This window comes from Microbacterium sp. 1154 (assembly GCF_031455375.1).
Lineage (GTDB): Bacteria > Actinomycetota > Actinomycetes > Actinomycetales > Microbacteriaceae > Microbacterium.
On record NZ_JAVDSN010000002.1, the window covers coordinates 78,168 to 99,520 of the forward strand.

Sequence of the window (21,353 nt, forward strand, 5' to 3'; positions counted from 1 at the left end):
CGCCTAGTGTGTCCGACGTGCGGTGGTTCAGCCGACCGACGCGGTCGCGAACAGCGGACGGCCGTAGAGGTCGAACGCGAGCCCCGACAGCTTCGGGGTGACGGCGCTGATCAGCGCGGGGCTGTACAGCGGCACGATGGCGACCTGCTGCGCGTTCCACTGCTGCACCTGCGCGTAGATCGCGTCACGAGCAGCGGGGTCCGTCGTCGACGCGCCCTGCTCGAGCAGAGCGTCCATCGCCGGATCGCTCACCTGCGAAGCGTTCTGGAAACCGTCGGTCGCCAGGTGGCTGCGCAACAGGTCCGCGTCGACGCCCGAGAAGCCCCAGTCGGTGACGTCGTAGGTCTTGGGCCCGTACTGCTCGTTGTAGGCGCCGGGTTCGAGCACCTCGCGCTGCAGATCGAAGCCGACGGCCTTGAGATCGCTCTGCACGGCGTTGGCCAGCGCAGCGCGGTCGTCGGGCACCGGGGTCCACGCGATCCAGCGCGCCGTGAGGCGCTGGCCGTTCTTGGTCCGGATGCCGTCGGCATCCCGACCCGTCCAGCCGGCCTCGTCGAGAAGGGCGTTGGCGGCTGCCTGGTCGAACGGCCACGTCTGTTCGAGGCTCGCGTCGTACCCGGGGGTGGTCGCACCGAGGATGCTCCAGGCACGGGGGTACTGGCCGTAGAAGATCTCCTGAACGGCGGTGTCGACGTCGATGGCCTTCGAGAACGCCTGGCGCACCTTCTGGTCGGCGAAGACGCCGTACTTCTCGTTCAGGAAGAGCGAGTACGGCAGACCGGGGTAGGCGATCGACTTCACCTCGTCATCGCCGGGTACCTGCCCGACGAGGTTCGGGGGGAGGTTCGTGACGACATCGGCCTGGCCGCTCGAGAGCGCGCCGAGGCGGACCGATGCCTCGGGCAGGATGTCGACGCGGAGCGTCTTGAACGCCGGCTTGCCGCCGCCGTCGGGCCCCCACGTGTAGTCGTCGTTGCGGGTGTACACGATGTCCTGGTCGGGGGTGTATTCGGTGAGCTCGAAGGGGCCCGTGCCGACGTTCACGTCGGGTCCGCCGGCCTTGAGCTGGTCGGCCTTCGTCGACAGCACCGCGGGCGAGTAGAAGCCGAGCAGGGCTGTGCTCGCGGCCTGCAGGAAGGGTGCGTAGGGCTGGGCGAAGCGCACGCGCACGGTGTGCTCGTCGACCACGTCCGTGCCGGCGTACAGCTCGCCGCCCAGCATGCTCGCGGCCTGGGCGGATGCGGTGTCGGGGTCGGCGATGCGGTCGAAGTTCGCCTTGACGGCGGCCGCGTCGAAGGCGGTGCCGTCGTGGAAGGTGACATCGGTGCGCAGGCGGAAGAGGTAGCTCGCGCCCCCGTCCTCGACGTCCCACGACTCGGCGAGCCACGGCGAGAAGGTGCCGTCGGCCTCCTGGTACACGAGCGAGTCGAGCACGGCGCGCTGCACCATGGCCGAGACGTCGAGCTGGCTGGTCTGCGGGTCCATGTGGCCGGCCGAGAGGTTCGCTCCCTCGATCGCCCAGACGATCTCGCCGTCGCCCTGGGCGGCGGGATCGCTGCCGGCGCACGCCGAGAGCGAGAGGGCGGCGACGGCGGCGACCGCGACCGCCGAGAGCACGCGACGGGAAAGCTGTGAAGGCATGACGAAACCTCGAAGTCTTTGGTGGGGAAGCTCCAGCCTACCCGCGTTCCTGAACCGAGTGCGGAAAGTCGCCGGGGCGTGCGTCGGCAGCGGCCTCATGCGGACCGATGGGATTCCGGCGTCGCACAACCTCAGCGATCCGCACGATTTCCGTCGGAACCCGTCTCTGCGGTCTGAGGTTGCGCGGTTCGCTGACTTCGCACGTCGGCACCTCACTCCCGTCCCCGCACAACCTCAGCGATCCGCACGCCCTCCGTCGGCATCCGTCGCTGCTGTCTGACATTGCGCGATTCAGCGAGTTTCGGCATCAGGCATCTCGCTCCCGCCCCCGCACAACCTCAGCGATCCGCACGACCTCCGTCGGAACCCGTCTCTGCTGTCTGAGATTGCGCGATTCAGCGACTTTCGGCGTCAGGCATCTCGCTCCCGCCCCGCACAAGCTCAGCGATCCGCACGACCTCCGTCGGCATCCGTCTCTGCTGTCTGAGATTGCGCGATTCAGCGACTTGGAGGGTCGGGCATCTCGCGCTCGTCCTGGCCCAATCTCACCGGTCCGCACGATCTCAGTGACCTGCACGACCTCCGTCGGTATCCCTCTCTGCGGCATGAGCATGCGCGATTCGGCGACTCCCGGTGTCAGGCCTCCCGCTCCCGTCCCCGCGCAACCTCGACGATCCGCACGACCACCGTCGGCCATCGCCTGCGCCCGTCGGTAATCGGCACGGCCGCCGCGCCCGTCATCTCACGGGCCTTCCGCAGCGCGTTGAGGATCTCCCGGCTGAGGGTGCGCGATTCGCTGAGCCAGCGTGAGCTCGGACCGCCCGCTCACGCCTTGTGCAGCCCCTGCGCCACGGCGTGCATGATCTTCTCCTGCACCTCGGGCCAACGGTTCATCACCTGGTCGTATCCCACCCGAATGACGTGATAGCCGAGCAGCATCAGCTCGGTGTCGTGTCGGATGTCCTCGGCGCGCTGCGCCCCGACGTGGTGCCCGCCGTCGACTTGGAGGACGAGTCGATCTCCGATGAGGAAGTCGACGCGATGGCCGGAGATCCAGGTCTGAGGGCGGATCGGCAGGCCCAGCCACCGCAACCGGACGATGACGAAGGTCTCGAGACCGGAGTCTGCCCACGGGGACGCCTCCCGAACCAGGTGCTTGGCGGAGCCGGTCCAGGGCAGACGGCGCAGGTGGGAGATATCCACCGCCTTCTTGTTCAGCGCGGAGTCCCAGATCGCGCGTGCGGACTCGTACGGCTGACATGAGGCGACAGTGAGCAGGATGTTCTCGATGTCGTCTTCGAGCAGATCCGGGTGACGTGGAACGATGGCCCGCTGCCAGTGCACGACGGCGGCAGGACCGACGACTCGCCCCCGACCGGGATATGCGACGTGAGGCTTGTCCGGACGTGCGGCGATCCACAGACCACGCCTCTCGGCGGCCGTGACGCACGACAGTACGACGCCCGTTCGCGCCGCGGACACCAGGTGCGCATCGGCGGAAGGGAGGGCGATCCAGTCTCGCCGGACCCGCAGAACGAGTCCTCGCTCGAGCGCTTGGGAGATGCGGTGCCGGCTGTGCCCCTCACGGACGAGACGGGATGGGCGAACGACTCCCCCTAGTTCAGCGGTTCGTGTCGCGACGGCGTGAGCGGGGTCGTTGTGCATAGGCGACATGGTCGCCCGCGCGGCGAGGTGAAAACGCTTCGCGGACGAACCTGTGGATGAAAAACACCCTGGGGAGGAATGGCGACGTGGATCGCGCGCGTCCGCGCAGCCTCCATGACTCGCGCAAAATCCGTCGAGATGCGCCAGTGCGGGCTGAGCTTGCGCGAATCGCTGAGGTCACGCGACAGGCGCGGCGAAAGGGCGCACGATCTCGGCGCATCGCGCAACGGCAGTGATCTGCACAGCCTCACGGGCTTCGGCCTGCCGCCACTGAACATGCGCGAATCACCGAGCTTGTACAACCACCCCCACGCACCCTCAGCGATCCGCACAACCTCCGCCCGCGCCCACCTGCCGCCACTGAACATGCGCGAATCGCCGAGCTCGTGCAACCGCCCGCACACCATCCCCACGCACCCTCAGCGATCCGCACAGCCTCACGGGCTTCGGCCTGCCGCCACTGAACATGCGCGAATCACCGAGCTTGTACAACCACCCCCACGCACCCTCAGCGATCCGCACAACCTCCGTCGGCATCCGCCCCGATGGACTGAATCTGCGTGACGCACCGAACGAGCGCCGAACACGGGCCCGCGGTAGGCCGCGCGGCTCGCATCGCCCCGGTATCGTGGAACGCCACACCCATCAGGCACGCTCACACAGTGCCGCCCATATCGCTCGAGGAGTACCCCCATGGCCACGATCCCTGACAAGCCCGCCCTGGAAGGCCTCGAGCAGAAATGGGATGCCGCGTGGAACGAGCGCGGCACGTACGTGTTCGACCGCATCCGCGCCGCCGAGGCCGGGCGCCAGGGCGTCTACTCCGTGGACACCCCGCCGCCGACGGCATCCGGAAGCCTCCACATCGGGCACGTGTTCTCGTTCACGCACACCGACGTGAAGGTGCGCTTCGAGCGCATGCGCGGCAAGACGGTGTTCTATCCCATGGGCTGGGACGACAACGGCCTGCCCACCGAGCGCCGCGTGCAGAACTACTACGGCGTGCGCTGCGACCCCTCGCTCCCCTACGACGCCGACTTCACCCCGCCGTTCGCGGGCGGCGACAACAAGAGCAGCAAGGCCGCCGATCAGGTGCCGATCAGCCGCCGCAACTTCATCGAGCTCTGCGAGCAGCTGACGATCGAAGACGAGAAGCAGTTCGAGGAGCTCTTCCGCGAGCTGGGCCTCAGCGTCGACTGGACGCAGACCTACCGCACGATCTCCGACGACTCGATCCGTACGAGCCAGCTGGCGTTCCTGCGCAACATCGAGCGCGGCGAGGCGTACCAGGCGCTCGCGCCGACGCTGTGGGACGTCGACTTCCGCTCCGCGATCGCCCAGGCCGAGCTCGAAGACCGCGACCAGCCGGCCGCCTACCACCGCGTGGGCTTCGCCAAGACCGACGGCTCGGGCGACGTGTTCATCGAGACCACCCGCCCCGAGCTGCTGCCCGCGTGCGTGGCCCTGGTCGCCAACCCCGAAGACGAGCGGTACCAGCCGCTGTTCGGTACGACCGTGCGCACCCCCCTGTTCGATGTCGAGGTGCCCGTGCTCGCGCACCCCCTCGCGCAGAAGGACAAGGGCTCGGGCATCGCCATGATCTGCACCTTCGGCGACGTGACCGACATTATCTGGTGGCGCGAGCTCGACCTGCCCAACCGCACGATCATCGGCAAGGACGGCCGGATCGTCGCCGAGGCCCCCGACGTGATCGTGACAGATGCCGCGAAAGCCGCGTACGACGAGCTCGCGGGCAAGACCGTGTTCAGCGCGAAGAAGCGCATCGTCGAGCTCCTGCAGGAGTCCGGCGCCATGGAGGGCGCCCCCAAGCCCTTCACGCACCCCGTGAAGTTCTTCGAGAAGGGCGACCGCCCGCTCGAGATCGTCTCGACGCGCCAGTGGTACATCCGAAACGGCGCGCGCGACGCCGAACTGCGTGAGCGCCTGATCTCTCTCGGTCGCGAGATGTCGTGGCATCCGGACTTCATGCGCGTGCGTTTCGAGAACTGGACGAACGGCCTCACCGGCGACTGGCTCGTGTCGCGCCAGCGCTTCTTCGGCGTGCCGATCCCGGTCTGGTACGCGCTCGACGAGAACGGCGAGCGGGACTACACGCGCGTCCTCACCCCCGACCTCGCCTCGCTCCCCGTCGACCCGACCACGGATGTGCCCCCGGGCTACACCGAGGACCAGCGCGGCGTCGCCGGCGGCTTCGACCCCGAGCGCGACATCCTCGACACGTGGGCGACCTCGTCGCTCACCCCGCAGCTCGCCGGGGGCTGGCAGCGCGACGAGGACCTCTGGAACCTCGTGTCACCGTTCGACCTGCGCCCGCAGGGGCAAGACATCATCCGCACCTGGTTGTTCTCGACCATGCTGCGCAGCGCCCTCGAAGACGACCGGAGCCCCTGGTCGGATGCCGCGATCTCGGGCTTCATCGTCGACCCCGACCGCAAGAAGATGTCGAAGTCGAAGGGCAACGTGGTCACGCCCGCCGACATCCTCAAGCAGCACGGCTCCGACGCGGTGCGGTACTGGTCGGCGTCGAGCCGCCTGGGGACTGACGCGGCGTTCGACCCGCAGAACCCGACGCAGGTGAAGATCGGCCGGCGCCTGGCGATCAAGCTGCTCAACGCGGCGAAGTTCGTGCTCTCGTTCCCGGTGCCCGAGGGCGCCGAGGTCACCCACGCGCTCGACGCCTCCATGCTCGCGACCCTGGATGCCGTGATCGCCGACGCGACGGCCGCCTTCGAGGCGTACGACCACGCACGGGCGCTGGAGATCACCGAGTCGTTCTTCTGGACGTTCTGCGACGACTACCTCGAGCTCGTCAAGGAGCGCGCGTACGACCAGACCGACGTGGGCCAGGCCTCGGCAGCGCTCGCGCTGCGCACGGCCCTGTCGACGCTGGTGCGCCTGTTCGCGCCCGTGCTGTCGTTCGCGTCCGAGGAGGTGTGGTCGTGGTTCGAGGAGGGCTCGGTGCACACCGCCGCGTGGCCCGAGCCGCTCGGCATCGAGGGCGACCCCGCGGTGCTGACGGCCGTGAGCGCCGCGCTGATCGGCATCCGTCGCGCCAAGACCGAGGCGAAGGCCTCGCAGAAGACGCCGGTGACCTCGCTCACCGTGTCGGGTCCGCACGTCGAGGCGCTGCGCCTCGCCGAGGGCGACCTGCGCGCCGTGGGCCGGATCGAGACGATCTCGTTCGCCGAAGCCGACACCACCACCGTGACCGACATCGTGTTCGCACCCCAGGAGGCCTGATGCAACTCGGAACCCGCTGGACCGCCCGCGAGCAGCCGCCGAAGGCTGTGCCCGAGGCGCTGCACGCGCAGATCGCCGCCGTCGAGGCCGCGCTCAACCCCGACGGCCTCAGTGCCCCCGCGCCGCGGTGGACGCTGACGTTCCTCGAGGGGCGCCCCGTCGCCGAGCTCGACACCGGGGTCATCGTGACCCAGGATGCCGCGGGCGAGGTCGTCGTGCGCTACGACGACGACGCCGAATTCGCCTGAGCCGGAACGCCTCGGACCGGAGGGCCCGTCGACGCCTGGCTGCGTCGACGGGCCCTCCGGTCGTTCGCGCCGAGGACGGCACCGGTGGACGGCGGGTCTCCCAGACCGGAGGAGATTCGGGCAGCGGAGGACCGATTCGCGAGCTTTCCCTCCGCCGGCACAATTCCCTCCCCGCACGCGCAGGATCCCCGGCGCTGGCGCTGTTGTCGCTCGACCTATCGCGGCAGCAGATACCGAGCAACGTCGTGCGACATCGCTCGGGATGCCGCGATCCCGGCACGACGTGATGGTTCGGCCTCGAGGCGGTCCGCACGTCGGCCCATGCGGCGCTCGGCAGCGGTCGACATGGCGCGGGCCGCGGACAGCAGCGCGTTCTCGATGAGCGTCGGCCGGGTGGCGATGCTGATGGTCTGCGTGATGGCGCTCATGCGGAGCCCCTCTCGGTCGGAAGTGGGAAGACGTCGTTGCGGATCGTGACGGGGCGCACATCGTCGCCGGTCTGGTCGCGGTAGCGGGCGACGGTCTCGTCGACGAGCGCTTGGATGCGCCGCACGAGGTCGCGCGACTGCTCCGCGGTCAAACGGGCGGTTGCGGTCGAGATGATGGCCGCATCGCGCCACTCCTCGGCCTCGTCCCACCCGTGGTTCGCGAAGTGCATGAGCTGCTGGTGACGCAGGGTGAGGGTCTCGGACTGCACGGCTTCGAGCACCGTGCGCCCGGCGGGGGTGTTCTGCATCTCGGGATTGGTGAACGTCACCATGCCCGCGGGGCGCTCCCACCACCGCTCGCGGGCGGTGCCGCGGTTCGCGACCTCGCGGATGAGATCGTGCTGGGCGAGGGCGCGCAGGTGGTAGCTGGTCGAACCGGTCGACTCCCCCGTGAGCTCGGCGAGGGTACTGGCGGTCTGGGGACCGTACTGGCTGAGGATGTCGTACAGACGAACCCGCAGCGGGTGCGCGAGAGCGCGCAGGGCGCCGGCGTCGAGGACGCGTTCGGTGCGGGGTGGAGTCTGCTCGCTCATGAGTGCAAAGATACCTTTGCATGCGTTTCTTTGCAACTATCGCTCTGCATACGCCCGGAGGGTGCGCCTAGGCTGGAGCGATGACGGATGCCGTGAACAATCCCCTCCTCGCGCCGCCCTCGCTCCCCTACGACCTGCCGCCCTACGGCAGCATCGCCGTCGAGCACTACCTCCCCGCGTTCCGCGCCGCCTTCGCGGCGCAGCGCGCCGAGGTCGACGCGATCACCGCTCAAACCGCGGAGCCCACCTTCGAGAACACGCTGGTCGCCCTGGAGCGCAGCGGCGAGCTGCTCGACCGCGTCGCCCGCGCGTTCTACACCGTGGCATCCGCCGACGGCACTCCCGAGATCCAGGCCGTCGAAGAGGAGCTCGCCCCGCTCATGGCGGCTCACGGCGACGCGATCCAGCTCGACGCGGCGCTCTTCGCTCGCATCGCGGCGGTGCACGCCCGGCTCGACGACCTCGACCTCGACGACGAGAGCCGGTACCTGGTCCAGCGCCATCACCGTGAGATGTCACTCGCCGGCGCCGGACTCGACGAAGAACAGAAGCAGCGTCTCACCGACCTCAACCAGCGTCTTTCGGTGCTGACGAACACGTTCGAGAAGAACCTCCTCGCCGACACCAACGACCTCGCGGTCGTGTTCGACACTGCTGCGGAACTCGACGGCCTCAGCGACGGCGAGCTCTCCGCCGCCGCCCAGGCCGCCACCACGCGCGGGCTCGACGGCCGGTACGTCGTTGCCCTGACGCTCTACACGGGCCACCCGCTGCTCGCGTCGCTGACGAACCGCGAGAGCCGGCGCCGCCTGCTCGAAGCCTCGCGCTCGCGCGCCATTCGCGGCAACGACCACGACAACCGTCCCGTGCTGCGCGACATCGTGCGCCTGCGTGCCGAGCGTGCCGCCCTTCTCGGCTACCCTTCGCACGCGGCCGCGATCCTCGCCGATCAGACGGCGGGATCCCCGGATGCCGTGCACGACCTCCTCCGTCGACTCGCTGCCCCCGCGGCTGCCAACGCTCGCGCCGAGCAGGGGGCGCTCCAAGCGATCGCCGATGCCGACGGCATCCGCATCGAAGCGCACGACTGGGCCTTCTACACCGAGAAGGTGCGCGCGGAGCGCTACGACCTCGACCGAGCGGCCCTGCGCCCCTGGTTCGAGGTGGAGCGCGTTCTGCGCGACGGCGTCTTCTCCGCGGCCGAGATGCTTTACGGCATCCGGGTCACCGAGCGCCACGACCTGCAGGGCTATCACCCCGACGTCCGTGTCTTCGAGGTGCACAACGCCGACGGCAGTGAGCTCGGCCTGTTCCTGCTCGACCTGTACACGCGCGACACCAAGCGCGGCGGTGCTTGGATGAACTCGATCGTCACGCAGTCGGCGCTACGCGGCACCGCCCCGGTCGTGGTGAACAACCTCAACGTCAACAAGCCCGCACCGGGGACGCCGACGCTGCTCACGCTCGACGAGGTCACGACCCTCTTCCACGAATTCGGCCATGCCCTGCACGGTCTCTTCGCCACCGTCACCTACCCGCACTTCGCCGGGACCGCGGTATACCGCGACTTCGTCGAGTTCCCCAGCCAGGTCAACGAGATGTGGATCCTCTGGCCCGAGGTCCTGTCGCACTACGCGCGCCACATCGACACCGATGAGCCCCTCCCGGCCGACGTCGTCGAGCGGCTGCACGCATCCGAGGCCTTCAACCAGGGCTTCGCCACGAGCGAGTACCTCGCGGCATCCTGGATCGATCAGGCCTGGCACGGTCTCTCAGTCGACGAGGCCTCGGCCGAAATCGACGTCGCGGCGTTCGAAGCGGCCGCTCTCGCCGACATCGGACTCGACAACCCCGCCGTCCCCACCCGGTACGCCTCGACGTACTTCGCGCACGTGTTCTCGGGCGGCTACAGCGCCGGCTACTACTCCTACATCTGGAGCGAGGTGCTCGACGCCGACACCGTGGAGTGGTTCCGCGAGAACGGCGGGCTCACGCGCGAGAATGGCGACCGCTTCCGCCAACGGCTTCTGGGCGTCGGCGGGTCCGGCGATCCTCTCGCCGCCTACCGGGATTTCCGGGGCCGGGATGCCGAGACCCAGCCGCTGCTGGAGCGTCGCGGCCTCGCGGGTTGAGTCGGCTCAGCTTCCGACGGAGTACTTGAAGCCGATGTGGGAATCGGCGAAGCCCAGCCGCGTGTAGAACCGGTGGGCATCGACTCGAGCCGCGTCGGAGGTCAGTTGCACGAGGGCCGCCCCGGTCGCCGGGGCGGCCTCGTGCATCACCCAGCGCATGAGGGCGCTGCCTATGCCGCCGGACCGCTGGTTCGATGAGATCCGGACCGCCTCCACGAGCATCCGCGCGGCGCCCTGGCGGGCCATGCCGGGGATGACGGTCAGCTGCAGGGTGCCGACCAGGGCGCCCTCGGCATCGTCGACGACGAGAAGGTCGTTGGCGGGCGCCTCCAGAACACTTCGCAGGGCCGTCGCGTAGGTTGCCTCGTCCGCCGTGTTGGCGCGGTCGCCGCGTGCGGCGCTGATGGGATCATCGGCCAGCAGCGCCATGAGCGCGGAAAGATCGCTGGGTGTCGCTCGACGGACGGTGACGTCCGAGGCACGCGTGGTCAGGGTGACGGGAAGATCGAGGTCGGCGAGCACGCCGTCCATTCTGCCGCGAGCCTCAGCGCCAGCCGAGCACCTCGCGCACGACGGCCTGGGATGCCGGCGAGCCGTCGTTCTTGATCGAGAGCAGCTTCGCGCTCGAGAGCAGCGCCCCCGACGCCGCATAGGCATCGGATACATCCTGGACCGCGCGACGCACCAGGGGTGCCGCGTCGTTCCGGTCGGCGCCCCCGCGAATCGAGTAGTGCGGGTAGATGACGAGTTCGGAACCCTCCGGGGTGCGTCGCGCGCACGCGACGACGACCGTCGGCGTGGCGCCTCTCCAGAACTTCGGGAAGAGTTCCAAACCGGTGCCCTCCGCGAAGAACTCGACCACACCGCGCTTCCACGATCTCGCCACGTCGCCGAGCCGCACGTCCTGCGCGACCCATTCCGAGGCGCTCTCGCGGATCGCCGTGGAGAAAGACTCTCCCCCGTCGGTGAAACCCGCGGCGACCAGCGCGTCGCGGGCACGGCGCACGACGGACTCCGGGTCGTCGCGGACGACGAGCCTTGCGCCGCCGCGCGTGAGTCCGTTCCACCGAACGGGACCGACGTGGGCGTCCTCGCCGGAGCCTCGCTTGATCACAGCGACCACGCCCTCCCCACGGCGTCGTCCGCGTAGCGGTAGGCCCCCAGCTCGCCGGCGTTCAGCCGCGCGTAGGTCTCGAGATGCTCCGCGATCGCCCGGCCGTGGCCGCGCTGGCGCTCCAGCACCTGCTGCGCGAGCGAAAGCTGGTGGGTATCGACATCCATTCGGTCCCCCCGGCCCGTATGTCAGGTGAAGGTGCGTGCGCTACGCGCTCCGACGCTTCTGCGCGAGCACGATGGTCGGCTGCGCACCGTCTTCCACGGCCGCTCGCGTGATGATGACCTTGGCGATGTCATCGGCCGAGGGCACGTCGAACATGATGGGCCCTAGCACGTCTTCCAGGATCGCGCGCAGACCGCGCGCACCGGTTTTGCGTGCCACGGCGAGATCCGCGATGGCCCGCAGAGCGTCTTCGTCGAACTCCAGCTGCACACCGTCGAGCTCGAACATGCGCTGGTACTGCTTCACGAGCGCGTTGCGCGGAGCAGTGAGAATCTCCATCAGCGCGTCCTGGTCGAGCGGCGAGACGGATGCCACGACGGGCAGGCGACCGATGAACTCGGGGATGAGGCCGAACTTGTGCAGGTCTTCCGGCAGGGCCTCGCTGAAGAGGTCGGGAGCGTCTTCTTTGCGCTGCAGGGGGGCCCCGAAGCCCACACCGTGCTTGCCGACGCGCGCCGAGATGATCTCTTCGAGGCCGGCGAAGGCTCCGGCGACGATGAACAGGACGTTCGTCGTGTCGATCTGGATGAACTCCTGGTGCGGGTGCTTGCGGCCGCCCTGCGGCGGAACCGAGGCGACCGTGCCCTCGAGGATCTTCAGCAGCGCCTGCTGCACACCCTCCCCCGACACATCGCGCGTGATCGAGGGGTTCTCGGCCTTGCGGGCGATCTTGTCGACCTCGTCGATGTAGATGATGCCGGTCTCGGCGCGCTTCACGTCGAAATCGGCGGCCTGCAGGAGCTTCAGGAGGATGTTCTCGACATCTTCACCGACATATCCGGCCTCGGTGAGGGCCGTGGCATCCGCCACCGCGAAGGGGACGTTCAAACGCTTCGCGAGCGTCTGAGCGAGGTACGTCTTGCCGCAGCCGGTCGGGCCGAGCAGCAGGATGTTGCTCTTGGCGATGTCGATCTCTTCGGCACGGGCCTCGGCGGGCTGCAGGGTGCCGTGCGAGCGCACGCGCTTGTAGTGGTTGTAGACCGCGACGGCGAGAGCGCGCTTGGCGGGTTCCTGGCCGACGACGTACTCCTCGAGGAACGAGAAGATTTCACGCGGCTTCGGCAGGTCGAACTCGGCGACCTCGCCCGCCGACGACTCGGCCATGCGCTCTTCGATGATCTCGTTGCAGAGCTCGACGCACTCGTCGCAGATGTACACGCCGGGACCGGCGATGAGCTGCTGCACCTGCTTCTGACTCTTGCCGCAGAAAGAGCATTTGAACAGGTCGGCGCTTTCACCGATGCGTGCCATGCTCGATCCTCCGATCACCCGGCCCCCGCCGGTGTGTACCCGAGCCTAACCCGAGGTCGCGCCATACGAGGGCATTTGCGCGCGCGACCGCGTCATGATCGCCCAGGGCGAAGCCCGGCATTCCTCTCTTGGTCCCGCGGAGTCGGCCGAGCGGTCACGGTGCCGGAGCCGGAAGCGGCACGTCTCGACGACTCCTGCGCTCGAGGCGACACGCACGAAGAAGCCCCGCAGACCGAAACGGGTCTGCGGGGCTGATCGTGGCGCCAGCGCGTCAGGCGGTGAGAGCCGCCGGGGTGCGCTTGCGGGTCGTGAGGACCTGGTCGACGATGCCGTACTCCATCGCCTCGGCGGCGGAGAGGATCTTGTCGCGATCGATGTCCTTGTTGACCTTCGCGACGTCCTGGCCGGTGTGGCGCGCCATGGTCTCTTCGAGCCAGGTGCGCATGCGGAGGATCTCCTGAGCCTGGATCTCGATGTCGGACGCCTGTCCGTGACCGGCCTCGCCCATCGCGGGCTGGTGGATGAGGATGCGGGCGTTCGGCAGCGCGAGACGCTTGCCGGGGGCACCGGCGGCGAGCAGGACGGATGCCGCGGAGGCGGCCTGTCCGAGCACGACCGTCTGGATCTGCGGCGAGACGTACTGCATCGTGTCGTAGATCGCCGTCATGGCCGTGAACGAGCCACCGGGCGAGTTGATGTACATGATGATGTCGCGGTCGGGGTCCTGCGACTCGAGAACGAGCAGCTGGGCCATGACGTCGTCGGCGGACGCATCGTCGACCTGCACGCCGAGGAAGATCACACGGTCTTCGAACAGCTTGTTGTAGGGGTCCTGACGCTTGTAGCCGTAGGCCGTGCGCTCCTCGAACTGAGGAAGGACGTAGCGGCTCGAGGGCATGTGCGCCGCCGCGCCGCCAAAGGTGGGGATGTTCATATCGGTGTCCTTTTCCTCTCGACTCAGGCTGCGGTTCCGCCGCCGCCGGTGACGTCGGTGGCGTGCTCGCGCATGTGGTCGACGAAGCCGTACTCGAGGGCTTCCTGGGCGGTGAACCAGCGGTCGCGGTCACCGTCGGCGTTGATCTGCTCGACGCTCTTGCCCGTCTGGTTCGCCGTGATCTCCGCGAGCCGCCGCTTCATGTCGAGGATCAGCTGCGCCTGCGTCTGGATGTCGCTCGACGTTCCGCCGAAGCCGCCGTGGGGCTGGTGCAGCAGCACGCGCGCGTTGGGCGTGATGTAGCGCTTGCCCTTGGTGCCGCTGGTGAGCAGGAGCTGCCCCATGGAGGCGGCCATGCCGATGCCGACGGTGACGATGTCGTTCGGCACGAACTGCATCGTGTCGTAGATCGCCATACCGGCCGTGATCGAGCCACCGGGCGAGTTGATGTAGAGGTAGATATCCTTCTGCGGGTCTTCTGCGGCGAGCAGCAGGATCTTGGCGCAGATCTCGTTGGCGTTCTCGTCGCGCACCTCCGAACCGAGCCAGATGATGCGGTCCTTCAGCAGCCTGTCGAAGACGCTCGTTGCCATAAGGGGTTCGGGCATGTGTGCTCCTCTTCCGTGATCTGAAACGAATCTACCGGCGCGTTCCGGGGCGGGATGCCGTGTTCGCCGCGGGCGGATCAGCGCGGCTCTTCGGCGATTTCTCGCGCGTATCCGGTCACGGAACGGGTATAGCGCGGCAGGTGCGGGGCGAGGGCCTGCAGGGCGACGGATGCCGCCCGCTCGGGCTTCCCGTTCGATACGAGCGCCAGGGCGTAGAACGCGGCCGCTGCGTCGTGCAGCGGCCCGCGGGGCTCGCGCTCGTACTCGGCCTCGAGCATCGCGAGCGACTCCCGGGTCTTGCCGAGATTGCGGATCGTGCTCGCGAGCTGGATCGTCGCGCGTGTCCGGCGCTCGTCGTCGAGTCCGATCTCGAGGGCGCGGCGGTAGAGATGCTCGGCCTCGTCTTCGATGCCGGCCGAGTCGCGGGCCCCGGCCCGTTCAAACAGAGCAATCGCATCGTCCGCGGGGCGCTCTGCGGCGAGCCGGTCGATGTGGGCGATGACGGCCTCGGGGCTGAGCGACTCATCGGCCCAGACGGCATCCACTCGGCTCTGCCAGTCATTCATCTCACGTGCTCTTTCTCGTGTTGAGTGTCCAAAACACCCGGTCCGTTCGAAAAACCGTCCGGGTGTTCTCGACACTCGACGGGACCGGACGCCGTGCGCGGCTTCCGGGAACGACAGAGGGGGCGGATGCCACGGCATCCGCCCCCTCGTCTCGACTTACTCGCTGTCTGCGGCCTCGTCGTCGGCCTTCTTCTTGGCCGACGCGCGCTTCTTGGCCGGGGCCTTCGCGGGAGCCTCCTCGGCGGGGGCCTCGTCGGCGGGGGCCTCGTCGGCGGCGGACTCTTCCGCGGCCTTCTTCTTGGCGGGGGCGCGCTTCTTGGCGGGAGCCTTCGCGGGGGCTTCTTCGGCGGCCGGGGCCTCCTCGGCGACGGCCTCGTCGGCGTCGTCGCCCTCGACGGGCTCTTCGCCCTCGACAGCGACGAAGCCGGTCAGGTCGACGGGCTTGCCGTTGGTGTCGACGACCGACACCTTGCCGAGCGCGATGGCCAGGGCCTTGTTGCGGGCGACCTCACCGACGAGCGCGGGCAGCTGGTTGCCCTGCTGCAGCGCGTTGACGAAGTCCTGCGGCGCCATGTTGTACTGCGCAGCCGACTGGATGAGGTACTGGGTCAGCTCGTCCTGCGACACCTGGACGTTGGCGTCTTCGGCGATCTTGTCGAGGACCATCTGCGTGCGGAACTGCTTCTCGCTCGCCTCGGTGACCTCGGCGCGGTGCTCGTCGTCTTCGAGGCGGTTCTCGCCCTCGAGGTGCTGGTGCACCTCGTCTTCGATGAGCTGCGGGGGAACGGGGATCTCGACGGCCTCGAGAAGCGCCTCGATGAACTTGTCGCGCGCGGCGGAACCCTGCGTGAACACCGACTGCTGCGAGACGCGCTCGCTCAGCGACTCGCGGAGCTCGGCGATGGTGTCGAACTCGGACGCCATCTGCGCGAAGTCGTCGTCGGCCTCGGGAAGCTCGCGCTCCTTGACGGCGGTGATGGTGACCGAGACCTCGGCCTCTTCGCCGGCGTGCTCGCCGCCGACCAGCTTCGAGCGGAACGTGGTCTGCTCGTCGGCCGTGAGCGACTCGATGGCCTCGTCGATGCCCTCGAGCAGTTCGCCCGAGCCGATCTCGTACGACACGCCCTCGGCGCGGTCGATCTCGTTGCCGTCGATCGTGGCGACGAGGTCGAGCTCGACGAAGTCGCCGGTCGTGGCGGGGCGGTCGACCGTGATGAGCGTGCCGAAGCGGGCGCGCAGACGGTCGAGCTCGGCGTCGATGCCGGCCTCGTCGACCTCGGCGGCGTCGACCGTCACCGTGATCGAGTCGTAGGCGGGCAGGTCGAACTCGGGACGCACGTCGACCTCGACGTCGACGACCAGGTCGCCGGAGAAGTCCTTGAGCTCGGGGAGCTCGACGATCTCGGCGTTGGGGCGGCCGATCACGCGCAGCTCGTTGGCCTCGACGGCCTCGCGGTAGAACCCGTCCAGGCCCTCGTTGACGGCGTGCTCGATGACGGCGCCACGGCCCATGCGCTGGTCGATGATGGGCGCGGGGACCTTGCCCTTGCGGAAGCCGGGGATCTGCACGTCGCGAGCGATGTGCTCGTAGGCGTGGGCGATGCTCGGCTTGAGCTCGTCGGGCGAGACCGTGATGTGCAGCTTGACCCGGGTGGGGCTGAGCTTCTCGACGGTGCTGTTGACCATGCGGTTCGTTCTCCTCGTGTGGCCCGCGCGCACGCGGGGGCCGGTTGGGCCTGTGGTCTGTGGGGCCGTGACGTCGGGGCGACAGGATTTGAACCTGCGGCCTCCCGCTCCCAAAGCGGGCGCTCTACCAAGCTGAGCTACGCCCCGGGGCGGCGCGCGGCACGCGCCGACGAAACGACCGCTGAAAGTCTAGTCGATCCCCTCGGTTCCGCCGATTTGACCGGCCCCCTTGCGGACGAGGACGACCGGATGCCGACTCCCCCACGTTCGCGAGGCGCTTCGAGGTGTCGTAGAGTAGGGGTCGTCCGACTTCGCGGTTCGTCACAGAACCGCGGAAATCCGGGGCTGTAGCTTAGTGGTAAAGCCTCTGTCTTCCAAACAGATGATGCGAGTTCGATTCTCGTCAGCCCCTCCACATTCTTGCGAGGCTGCGCGGTACGCCGCGGCCGACCGGTTCAGGTGAGCATCCGCCCGAACACCACGAGCGTCCCCCTGCGTCCTGTTTCGTACAGGCCTGCCTTCTCGAGGACCCGCCGAGAAGCGAGGTTGTCTGCCTCGGTGTCGGCGACAGCCCGGTGCGCGCCCCACTGCTGAGCGTGCCGAAGTGCGAGCCTCACGGCCGCGGTGGCCAGACCGCGACCCCGCGCCGACCCGACGAGGCCGTAGCCGAACTCGACTGTTCCCGTCTCGTCCGGCGGTCCGAAGAATCCGAGACCGCCGACGGCCACCCGGGTCGACGGCATCCGGATCGCGTACATCGTGAACGGCGAATCAGATGGAACCGATCGGGCGAGGGCAGCGAGAGGACCCCGTTCGTCGTCGAACGGGTAGTCCGGATGCCAGAGGTCGCCGGTGCGCTCGTCGCGGTCGAGGATGCGCCGAGCGAGGGAGGGCGTGATCGGGGTGAGCAGCACGTCCCCGTCTGCGAGCGCCGCGCTCACGCGTCGAGCTCCGCTCGAAACGAATCCGGCAGCACGACGTTGGATCCCGCACCGGCGAAGAATCCCGCGACCTGCGCGGGCCGATAGCCCGCGATACCGCAGCCGACTTCGGTCACGAGGAATCGCAGCTCGGGATGCGCCTGCGCAAACGCCACGAACCGCTCGGCCTGTTCTGCGAGCACACCGAGCCCTGACATCGTGTCGATGCCGTACGACCGGCCCTGCAGCCCCTCACTCTGCCCCCAGACCGCGCCGAAGCGGTCCAGGGCGAAACGCGCCGCGCCGCCGCCGTGTGCGCCCGCAGCGTTCGAGCCGAAGACGAAGATCTCGTTCGGTTCCAGAGACGTGATCTGCATCCGGCGAGACTACGCCCACCCCGTGCCGCGAGACGGCTCAGTCGGCCGAGAGCGCGGGGGTGCCGGCATCCGGAATCGGTGTCGCCGAGACGTGGCGGGCGGTGTGGGCGAGATACGTCTGCGCGTTGCGCAGGATGCCGGCGCGCTCTTCGTCGGTCAGGGCGCGACGCACCTTGGCGGGGACGCCGGCGACCAGTGACCCTTCGGGCACGACAGTGCCCTCCAGCACGACCGCTCCCCCGGCGACGAGGCATCCGGGCCCGATCTCGGCGCCCGACAGGACGACGCTTCCCATCCCGATCAGCGTGCCGTCGCCGATCGTGCACCCGTGCACGACCGCGTTGTGTCCGACCGAGACGTCCGCACCGATGACGACCGGGCGGCCGCGATCGACGTGGACCGAGACGTTGTCCTGCAGATTGCTGCGTGGTCCGACCGAGATCGCCGCGCTGTCGCCGCGAACGACGGCGTTGTACCAGACGCTCGCCCCCTCCCCGAGGGTCACCGCTCCGATGACGCGCGCTCCGGATGCCACGAACGCGGTGCCGTGGAGATGAGGGGCCGCGTCGGGAAGGGCGAGAACAGAGGCGTCGGGGGCGATCGGCATGGGGCGAGGCTAACGCCTCACGGCTCCGCAACCGTAGTAACGAGCTGGCCTACCGGGGACTATTGACTCCGCGCGAACTCGGTAGGCGAGGGCGGCGAATAGGTAGCGATCGGCTCACGGGAGACTCCTAGGTTCGGTCTCAGCCCACCCGACCCGCACAGGAGGAACCATGTCGTCGACGACCGATCCCGCCATGCCCGATGCTCGACCCCGCTCCGCCCGGCAGCATCGCCGTGGCCCCGCCATCCTCGCCATCGCGGCCGGGACCGCCCTCATGCTCGGCGGGGCGGGCACGTATGCGTACTGGTCGACGTCGACAGCGCTGGAGGCGACCACCGTGCAATCGGGCAACCTCGGACTCACCCTGGGTGGTGGCGCCTGGACCCTTCAAGGCGTGCTCGGCGGCGTGACGAACATCGCCGACCTGTCGGCGGTGCGGATCGTCCCCGGGGACGTGCTCACGCTGACGCAGCCCCTCACCGTCGACATCGTCGGGGACACCCTCGTGGCCGACCTGCGGGCGAACGTCGGCGCCGACCTGAGCGCGAGCGCTCTCGGTGCGCAGCTCGATGTCGAACTCGACCTGCCGACGGACTACGGCACCGCGACAGGGCCGAACGAGTACCGCCTCACGGATGCCGACAGCGGGTCCACCACGGCGACCGTCACGATCACCTTCGACCCCGCCACCTCGGGCGTGACGGCCGTCAACCAGACGATCGACCTCGCCGACATCTCGTTCTCCCTCACACAGGCGAGCAACTGACCAGGGATCTTCGTGAGGCACCACGTGTTGTCGATGCGCGACGGGAGCGCCGGGCGACGGATGCAGTGGGCCGCGGGAACCGCGGCGGTTCTGGCATTCGGAACCGGAACCGCCGCCGCGCACGCGGTGTGGGAGAGCACTGCAGCCCTGCCCACGCAAGGTGTTTCCTCGGGCTCACTCGCCCTGTCCACGCAGTGGGTCGGCGGGGCCACGGCGTTACCGGCCCTGTACCCGAATCAGTCCAGCGACACCGCAACGCTCCGGGTGACGGAGACCGCGGCATCCGGCACGACCCTCCGTTGGCGGTTACGGGTCGAGGTGAGCGTGACGGGCGCGGGATCCGAGTACGTGCGCACGGAGGTCTTCGTCGGCGCCTGCGGCGGGCCGGCGCCTCTGGCTGCCGGCAGCGCCTACGAACCCGCCGGCGGACTTCTTCCCGGGCAGAGTGTCGACCTGTGCGTGCGCACCACGCTGTCGGCTGAGGCGCCGTCTGCCCAGCAGGGCACTTCGCTCACGCCGTCCGTCAGCGTCGTCGCCGAGCAGGTGGGGATATGAAGACGCCGCGGCCCACCTTCGTCGCGGCGCTGGCCCTGATCGTGGTCGGCTCTCTCTCCGGACCGTCTTCGGCTTCGGCCGCCTGGCAGGTGAGGGTATCTGCCCCCTCGATCACCGCATCGATCGGGACCCTCGCCGCTCCCTCCCTTCGCTGCGAGACGCTCACGTCGAATCCGCCCGCTGCTCGAATCACGTGGGATCCCGTCCCCGGCGCGACCTCGTATCGCGTCGAGCTCAGCAACACCGTCAACGGGCCGAGACGTGAACTCGCAACGCAGACCACGACGGGGATCGACGTCGGCGGGGCGCTTCTGACGACCCTCGTGTCCTTCCTGCTGAATTCGCTTCTGGCCGGCGGCACGGTTTTCGTCACGGTCACCGCCACCTCCGAGAGCTGGACCGCGACGAGCACGCCCCAGCGCATCGGACTCGCGGGCACCCTCCTCGACGGGCTGTCCGGGGGGATCCGATGCCGGTGAACAACCCGCTCCCGCCCGCTGTGGATCTCCGACGTGATCGCCGCCCCGCGGTACCTTTGCGCCGTTCTCCGTGGCCGCTCGCCCGCGCCGTCGCGGGCACCTCGCTCCTCGTCGCGGTGTCGATGTTCGCCTTCCTCACGGTCGTGCTCCCGATAATGCTGGGGGCCCACACCTACACGGTGCTCACCGGGAGCATGCAGCCCGGTATGCCCCCCGGCACCCTGATCGCCGTCCGCCCCACCTCGATGGACGACGTCCGCATCGGCGACGTGGTCACGTTTCAGATGCGTTCGGGAGAGCCGGCGGTCGCCACCCACCGCGTCGTCGGGACGACCAGCAGCACGGGCGGCGAGCGGTTGCTGCTCACACGCGGCGACGCGAACGACGTCGACGACCCCCCGGTCCAGGACGAGCAACTGCGCGGGGTGGTCGTGCTCGCGATCCCGAACCTCGGCTACCCCGCGATGCTCTTCGGCGGCCAGGAGCGCGGCGCCGCGGTGGCGGCCGTGGGCATCGTCGTCATCGCCTACGGGACCGGCGTGCTCGTCCTCGACGCTCTCCGCGCCCGCCGACGTCGTTCGCGGGCAGGACGGATGCCGACGGTGTTCAGCGCGCTGGTGATCCTCGCAGCGACCGCGGTGGCGTCGGCCGCTCTTCCCGCTCCGGCGGTGGCGGCGACGGGGCCGGCCCCGCTCGAGCGTCTGCTCGTCAGTGACGACGGTGCACGGTTCGTCGCGGACGGGTCTGTTGCCCTGTTCTCGCGCACGGGCCGCTTCGTCCCCGGCGACTCGACCGCGTCGACCCTCTGGGTACGCAACGCCAGCGGTGAGCCTGCGCGCGCGGCGCTCCGGCTCGACGCCGTGTCCATCCGCGCCGCCGATCGCGCCTTCGCCCAGTCGCTCCACCTGCGTGTCGGCGACGCGGTACTGCCGACCGGTGGGCAGTGGGTCAGCGAGGTCATCGCCCCGGGAGAGACCGTTCGCGTCGAGGTGGCCCTGCACATGGACCAGACAGCCGGCAACGACGCACGCCTCGCCGAGGCGGTCGTGACTCCCGTCGTCCTTCTGAGCGAAGCGCTCCCCGGAGCGACGGCGGCTGCGCCCGGATACCCGTCCACGCCGAGCGACGGCACGCTGCCCTGGACCGGGCTGAGATCCACCCCCTTCGCCGGTGTCGTCGTGACGGCCGCGATCCTGGCGACGCTGGGCCTTGCCCTGCGGGTGAGGGCGACCAAAAGAAGGTGAGGATTGCCTATTCACCAGGTATTTAGCCGAGCCTCATCTTGCTTGCGGAATGC

The 21,353-nt window shown here is 69.0% G+C and carries 22 protein-coding genes and 2 tRNA genes; 8 read left to right on the forward strand and 16 right to left on the reverse strand.

Going from position 1 to position 21,353, the window contains the following annotated elements; genetic code table 11:
* Positions 1–27: 27 nt before the first annotated feature.
* Positions 28–1,641, reverse strand: a complete 1,614-nt coding sequence (locus tag J2X55_RS09550) for an ABC transporter substrate-binding protein (RefSeq protein WP_309823104.1) — start codon at positions 1,639–1,641, stop codon at positions 28–30.
* A gap of 825 nt (positions 1,642–2,466) precedes the next feature.
* Entirely contained in the window at positions 2,467–3,123 is a 657-nt protein-coding gene (locus J2X55_RS09555; protein ID WP_307460749.1) for an endonuclease domain-containing protein, read from the reverse strand.
* An 876-nt stretch (positions 3,124–3,999) separates the two neighbouring features.
* On the opposite strand from J2X55_RS09555, the gene valS reads away from it, so the two are divergent.
* Both valS and J2X55_RS09565 read left to right on the forward strand, forming a co-directional pair.
* On the forward strand, positions 4,000–6,567 hold the full coding sequence (valS, locus tag J2X55_RS09560) for a valine--tRNA ligase (protein ID WP_309823106.1): 2,568 nt from the start codon (positions 4,000–4,002) through the stop codon (positions 6,565–6,567).
* The gene (locus J2X55_RS09565; protein ID WP_115918078.1) at positions 6,567–6,815 is read left to right on the forward strand and encodes a hypothetical protein; all 249 of its coding nucleotides are present in this window, start codon (positions 6,567–6,569) and stop codon (positions 6,813–6,815) included. Before valS ends, J2X55_RS09565 begins: the two co-directional genes overlap by 1 nt.
* A gap of 215 nt (positions 6,816–7,030) precedes the next feature.
* Here the strand turns inward: J2X55_RS09565 and J2X55_RS09570 are convergent, their stop codons facing one another.
* Positions 7,031–7,243 (reverse strand): hypothetical protein, encoded by a 213-nt coding sequence (locus tag J2X55_RS09570; RefSeq protein WP_115918076.1) that lies wholly within the window; start codon positions 7,241–7,243, stop codon positions 7,031–7,033.
* On the reverse strand, positions 7,240–7,836 hold the full coding sequence (locus tag J2X55_RS09575; RefSeq protein ID WP_115918074.1) for a helix-turn-helix domain-containing protein: 597 nt from the start codon (positions 7,834–7,836) through the stop codon (positions 7,240–7,242). The genes J2X55_RS09570 and J2X55_RS09575 overlap by 4 nt, the downstream gene beginning before the upstream one ends.
* A gap of 80 nt (positions 7,837–7,916) precedes the next feature.
* Here J2X55_RS09575 and J2X55_RS09580 point away from each other — a divergent pair, with 80 nt between their 5' ends.
* Positions 7,917–9,968 carry a M3 family metallopeptidase gene (locus J2X55_RS09580; protein WP_309823108.1) on the forward strand — a complete coding sequence of 684 codons (2,052 nt, stop codon included), beginning with the start codon at positions 7,917–7,919 and terminating at the stop codon, positions 9,966–9,968.
* A 6-nt stretch (positions 9,969–9,974) separates the two neighbouring features.
* Here the strand turns inward: J2X55_RS09580 and J2X55_RS09585 are convergent, their stop codons facing one another.
* From J2X55_RS09585 to J2X55_RS09625, 9 genes are all read right to left on the reverse strand, one after another.
* Positions 9,975–10,490 (reverse strand): GNAT family N-acetyltransferase, encoded by a 516-nt coding sequence (locus J2X55_RS09585; protein WP_309823560.1) that lies wholly within the window; start codon positions 10,488–10,490, stop codon positions 9,975–9,977.
* 22 nt (positions 10,491–10,512) lie between these two features.
* Complete coding sequence (locus J2X55_RS09590) at positions 10,513–11,091, reverse strand: hypothetical protein (protein WP_115918070.1); 579 nt, start codon at positions 11,089–11,091, stop codon at positions 10,513–10,515.
* Complete coding sequence (locus J2X55_RS09595) at positions 11,079–11,249, reverse strand: hypothetical protein (RefSeq protein WP_181906456.1); 171 nt, start codon at positions 11,247–11,249, stop codon at positions 11,079–11,081. Before J2X55_RS09595 ends, J2X55_RS09590 begins: the two co-directional genes overlap by 13 nt.
* A 40-nt stretch (positions 11,250–11,289) precedes the next feature.
* The gene (gene clpX / locus J2X55_RS09600) at positions 11,290–12,558 is read right to left on the reverse strand and encodes an ATP-dependent Clp protease ATP-binding subunit ClpX (protein ID WP_115918068.1); all 1,269 of its coding nucleotides are present in this window, start codon (positions 12,556–12,558) and stop codon (positions 11,290–11,292) included.
* Between the two features lie 271 nt (positions 12,559–12,829).
* Positions 12,830–13,492 (reverse strand): ATP-dependent Clp protease proteolytic subunit, encoded by a 663-nt coding sequence (locus tag J2X55_RS09605; RefSeq protein ID WP_115918066.1) that lies wholly within the window; start codon positions 13,490–13,492, stop codon positions 12,830–12,832.
* Positions 13,493–13,515: 23 nt separating this feature from the next.
* Positions 13,516–14,100 (reverse strand): ATP-dependent Clp protease proteolytic subunit, encoded by a 585-nt coding sequence (locus J2X55_RS09610; RefSeq protein WP_058231493.1) that lies wholly within the window; start codon positions 14,098–14,100, stop codon positions 13,516–13,518.
* 77 nt (positions 14,101–14,177) lie between these two features.
* Positions 14,178–14,666, reverse strand: coding sequence for a tetratricopeptide repeat protein (locus J2X55_RS09615; RefSeq protein WP_115918064.1), 489 nt, complete (start codon positions 14,664–14,666; stop codon positions 14,178–14,180).
* A 156-nt stretch (positions 14,667–14,822) separates the two neighbouring features.
* Positions 14,823–16,352: a trigger factor gene (gene tig / locus J2X55_RS09620; RefSeq protein ID WP_309823113.1), complete on the reverse strand. Its 1,530-nt coding sequence runs from the start codon at positions 16,350–16,352 to the stop codon at positions 14,823–14,825.
* A gap of 73 nt (positions 16,353–16,425) precedes the next feature.
* Positions 16,426–16,499: transfer RNA gene (locus J2X55_RS09625), tRNA-Pro, on the reverse strand.
* A 194-nt stretch (positions 16,500–16,693) separates the two neighbouring features.
* Between J2X55_RS09625 and J2X55_RS09630 the strand changes: the two genes are divergently transcribed.
* Positions 16,694–16,767, forward strand: a tRNA-Gly gene (locus J2X55_RS09630).
* A 40-nt stretch (positions 16,768–16,807) separates the two neighbouring features.
* Here J2X55_RS09630 and J2X55_RS09635 read toward each other — a convergent pair.
* From J2X55_RS09635 to J2X55_RS09645, 3 genes are read right to left on the reverse strand one after another with little or no spacing between them, the layout of a single operon-like run.
* A complete protein-coding gene (locus J2X55_RS09635; RefSeq protein WP_309823115.1) occupies positions 16,808–17,293 on the reverse strand; it encodes a GNAT family N-acetyltransferase in 486 nt (161 codons plus the stop codon).
* Complete coding sequence (locus J2X55_RS09640) at positions 17,290–17,649, reverse strand: hypothetical protein (RefSeq protein WP_309823117.1); 360 nt, start codon at positions 17,647–17,649, stop codon at positions 17,290–17,292. The genes J2X55_RS09635 and J2X55_RS09640 overlap by 4 nt, the downstream gene beginning before the upstream one ends.
* Before the next feature lie 37 nt (positions 17,650–17,686).
* Entirely contained in the window at positions 17,687–18,256 is a 570-nt protein-coding gene (locus J2X55_RS09645; RefSeq protein ID WP_309823119.1) for a gamma carbonic anhydrase family protein, read from the reverse strand.
* A gap of 169 nt (positions 18,257–18,425) precedes the next feature.
* Here J2X55_RS09645 and J2X55_RS09650 point away from each other — a divergent pair, with 169 nt between their 5' ends.
* Genes J2X55_RS09650 through J2X55_RS09665 form a run of 4 tightly spaced genes read left to right on the forward strand, consistent with a single transcriptional unit; the run spans position 18,426 to position 21,300 of the window.
* The gene (locus tag J2X55_RS09650; protein ID WP_309823120.1) at positions 18,426–19,022 is read left to right on the forward strand and encodes an alternate-type signal peptide domain-containing protein; all 597 of its coding nucleotides are present in this window, start codon (positions 18,426–18,428) and stop codon (positions 19,020–19,022) included.
* Between the two features lie 12 nt (positions 19,023–19,034).
* Entirely contained in the window at positions 19,035–19,577 is a 543-nt protein-coding gene (locus J2X55_RS09655; RefSeq protein WP_309823122.1) for a hypothetical protein, read from the forward strand.
* Entirely contained in the window at positions 19,574–20,056 is a 483-nt protein-coding gene (locus J2X55_RS09660) for a hypothetical protein (RefSeq protein ID WP_115918050.1), read from the forward strand. Before J2X55_RS09655 ends, J2X55_RS09660 begins: the two co-directional genes overlap by 4 nt.
* A gap of 56 nt (positions 20,057–20,112) precedes the next feature.
* A complete protein-coding gene (locus tag J2X55_RS09665) occupies positions 20,113–21,300 on the forward strand; it encodes a signal peptidase I (protein WP_309823125.1) in 1,188 nt (395 codons plus the stop codon).
* Positions 21,301–21,353: the final 53 nt, after the last annotated feature.

Coding starts and splice junctions, on each gene's coding strand:
- J2X55_RS09580 (WP_309823108.1), top strand. CDS start 7,917: ATGACGGATGCCGTGAACAATCCCCTCCTCGCGCCGCCCTCGCTCCCC.
- clpX (WP_115918068.1), bottom strand. CDS start 12,558: ATGGCACGCATCGGTGAAAGCGCCGACCTGTTCAAATGCTCTTTCTGC.
- J2X55_RS09550 (WP_309823104.1), bottom strand. CDS start 1,641: ATGCCTTCACAGCTTTCCCGTCGCGTGCTCTCGGCGGTCGCGGTCGCC.
- J2X55_RS09575 (WP_115918074.1), bottom strand. CDS start 7,836: ATGAGCGAGCAGACTCCACCCCGCACCGAACGCGTCCTCGACGCCGGC.
- J2X55_RS09605 (WP_115918066.1), bottom strand. CDS start 13,492: ATGAACATCCCCACCTTTGGCGGCGCGGCGGCGCACATGCCCTCGAGC.
- tig (WP_309823113.1), bottom strand. CDS start 16,352: ATGGTCAACAGCACCGTCGAGAAGCTCAGCCCCACCCGGGTCAAGCTG.
- J2X55_RS09610 (WP_058231493.1), bottom strand. CDS start 14,100: ATGCCCGAACCCCTTATGGCAACGAGCGTCTTCGACAGGCTGCTGAAG.
- J2X55_RS09615 (WP_115918064.1), bottom strand. CDS start 14,666: ATGAATGACTGGCAGAGCCGAGTGGATGCCGTCTGGGCCGATGAGTCG.
- J2X55_RS09645 (WP_309823119.1), bottom strand. CDS start 18,256: ATGCCGATCGCCCCCGACGCCTCTGTTCTCGCCCTTCCCGACGCGGCC.
- J2X55_RS09565 (WP_115918078.1), top strand. CDS start 6,567: ATGCAACTCGGAACCCGCTGGACCGCCCGCGAGCAGCCGCCGAAGGCT.
- J2X55_RS09650 (WP_309823120.1), top strand. CDS start 18,426: ATGTCGTCGACGACCGATCCCGCCATGCCCGATGCTCGACCCCGCTCC.
- J2X55_RS09570 (WP_115918076.1), bottom strand. CDS start 7,243: ATGAGCGCCATCACGCAGACCATCAGCATCGCCACCCGGCCGACGCTC.
- J2X55_RS09660 (WP_115918050.1), top strand. CDS start 19,574: ATGAAGACGCCGCGGCCCACCTTCGTCGCGGCGCTGGCCCTGATCGTG.
- valS (WP_309823106.1), top strand. CDS start 4,000: ATGGCCACGATCCCTGACAAGCCCGCCCTGGAAGGCCTCGAGCAGAAA.
- J2X55_RS09595 (WP_181906456.1), bottom strand. CDS start 11,249: ATGGATGTCGATACCCACCAGCTTTCGCTCGCGCAGCAGGTGCTGGAG.
- J2X55_RS09640 (WP_309823117.1), bottom strand. CDS start 17,649: ATGCAGATCACGTCTCTGGAACCGAACGAGATCTTCGTCTTCGGCTCG.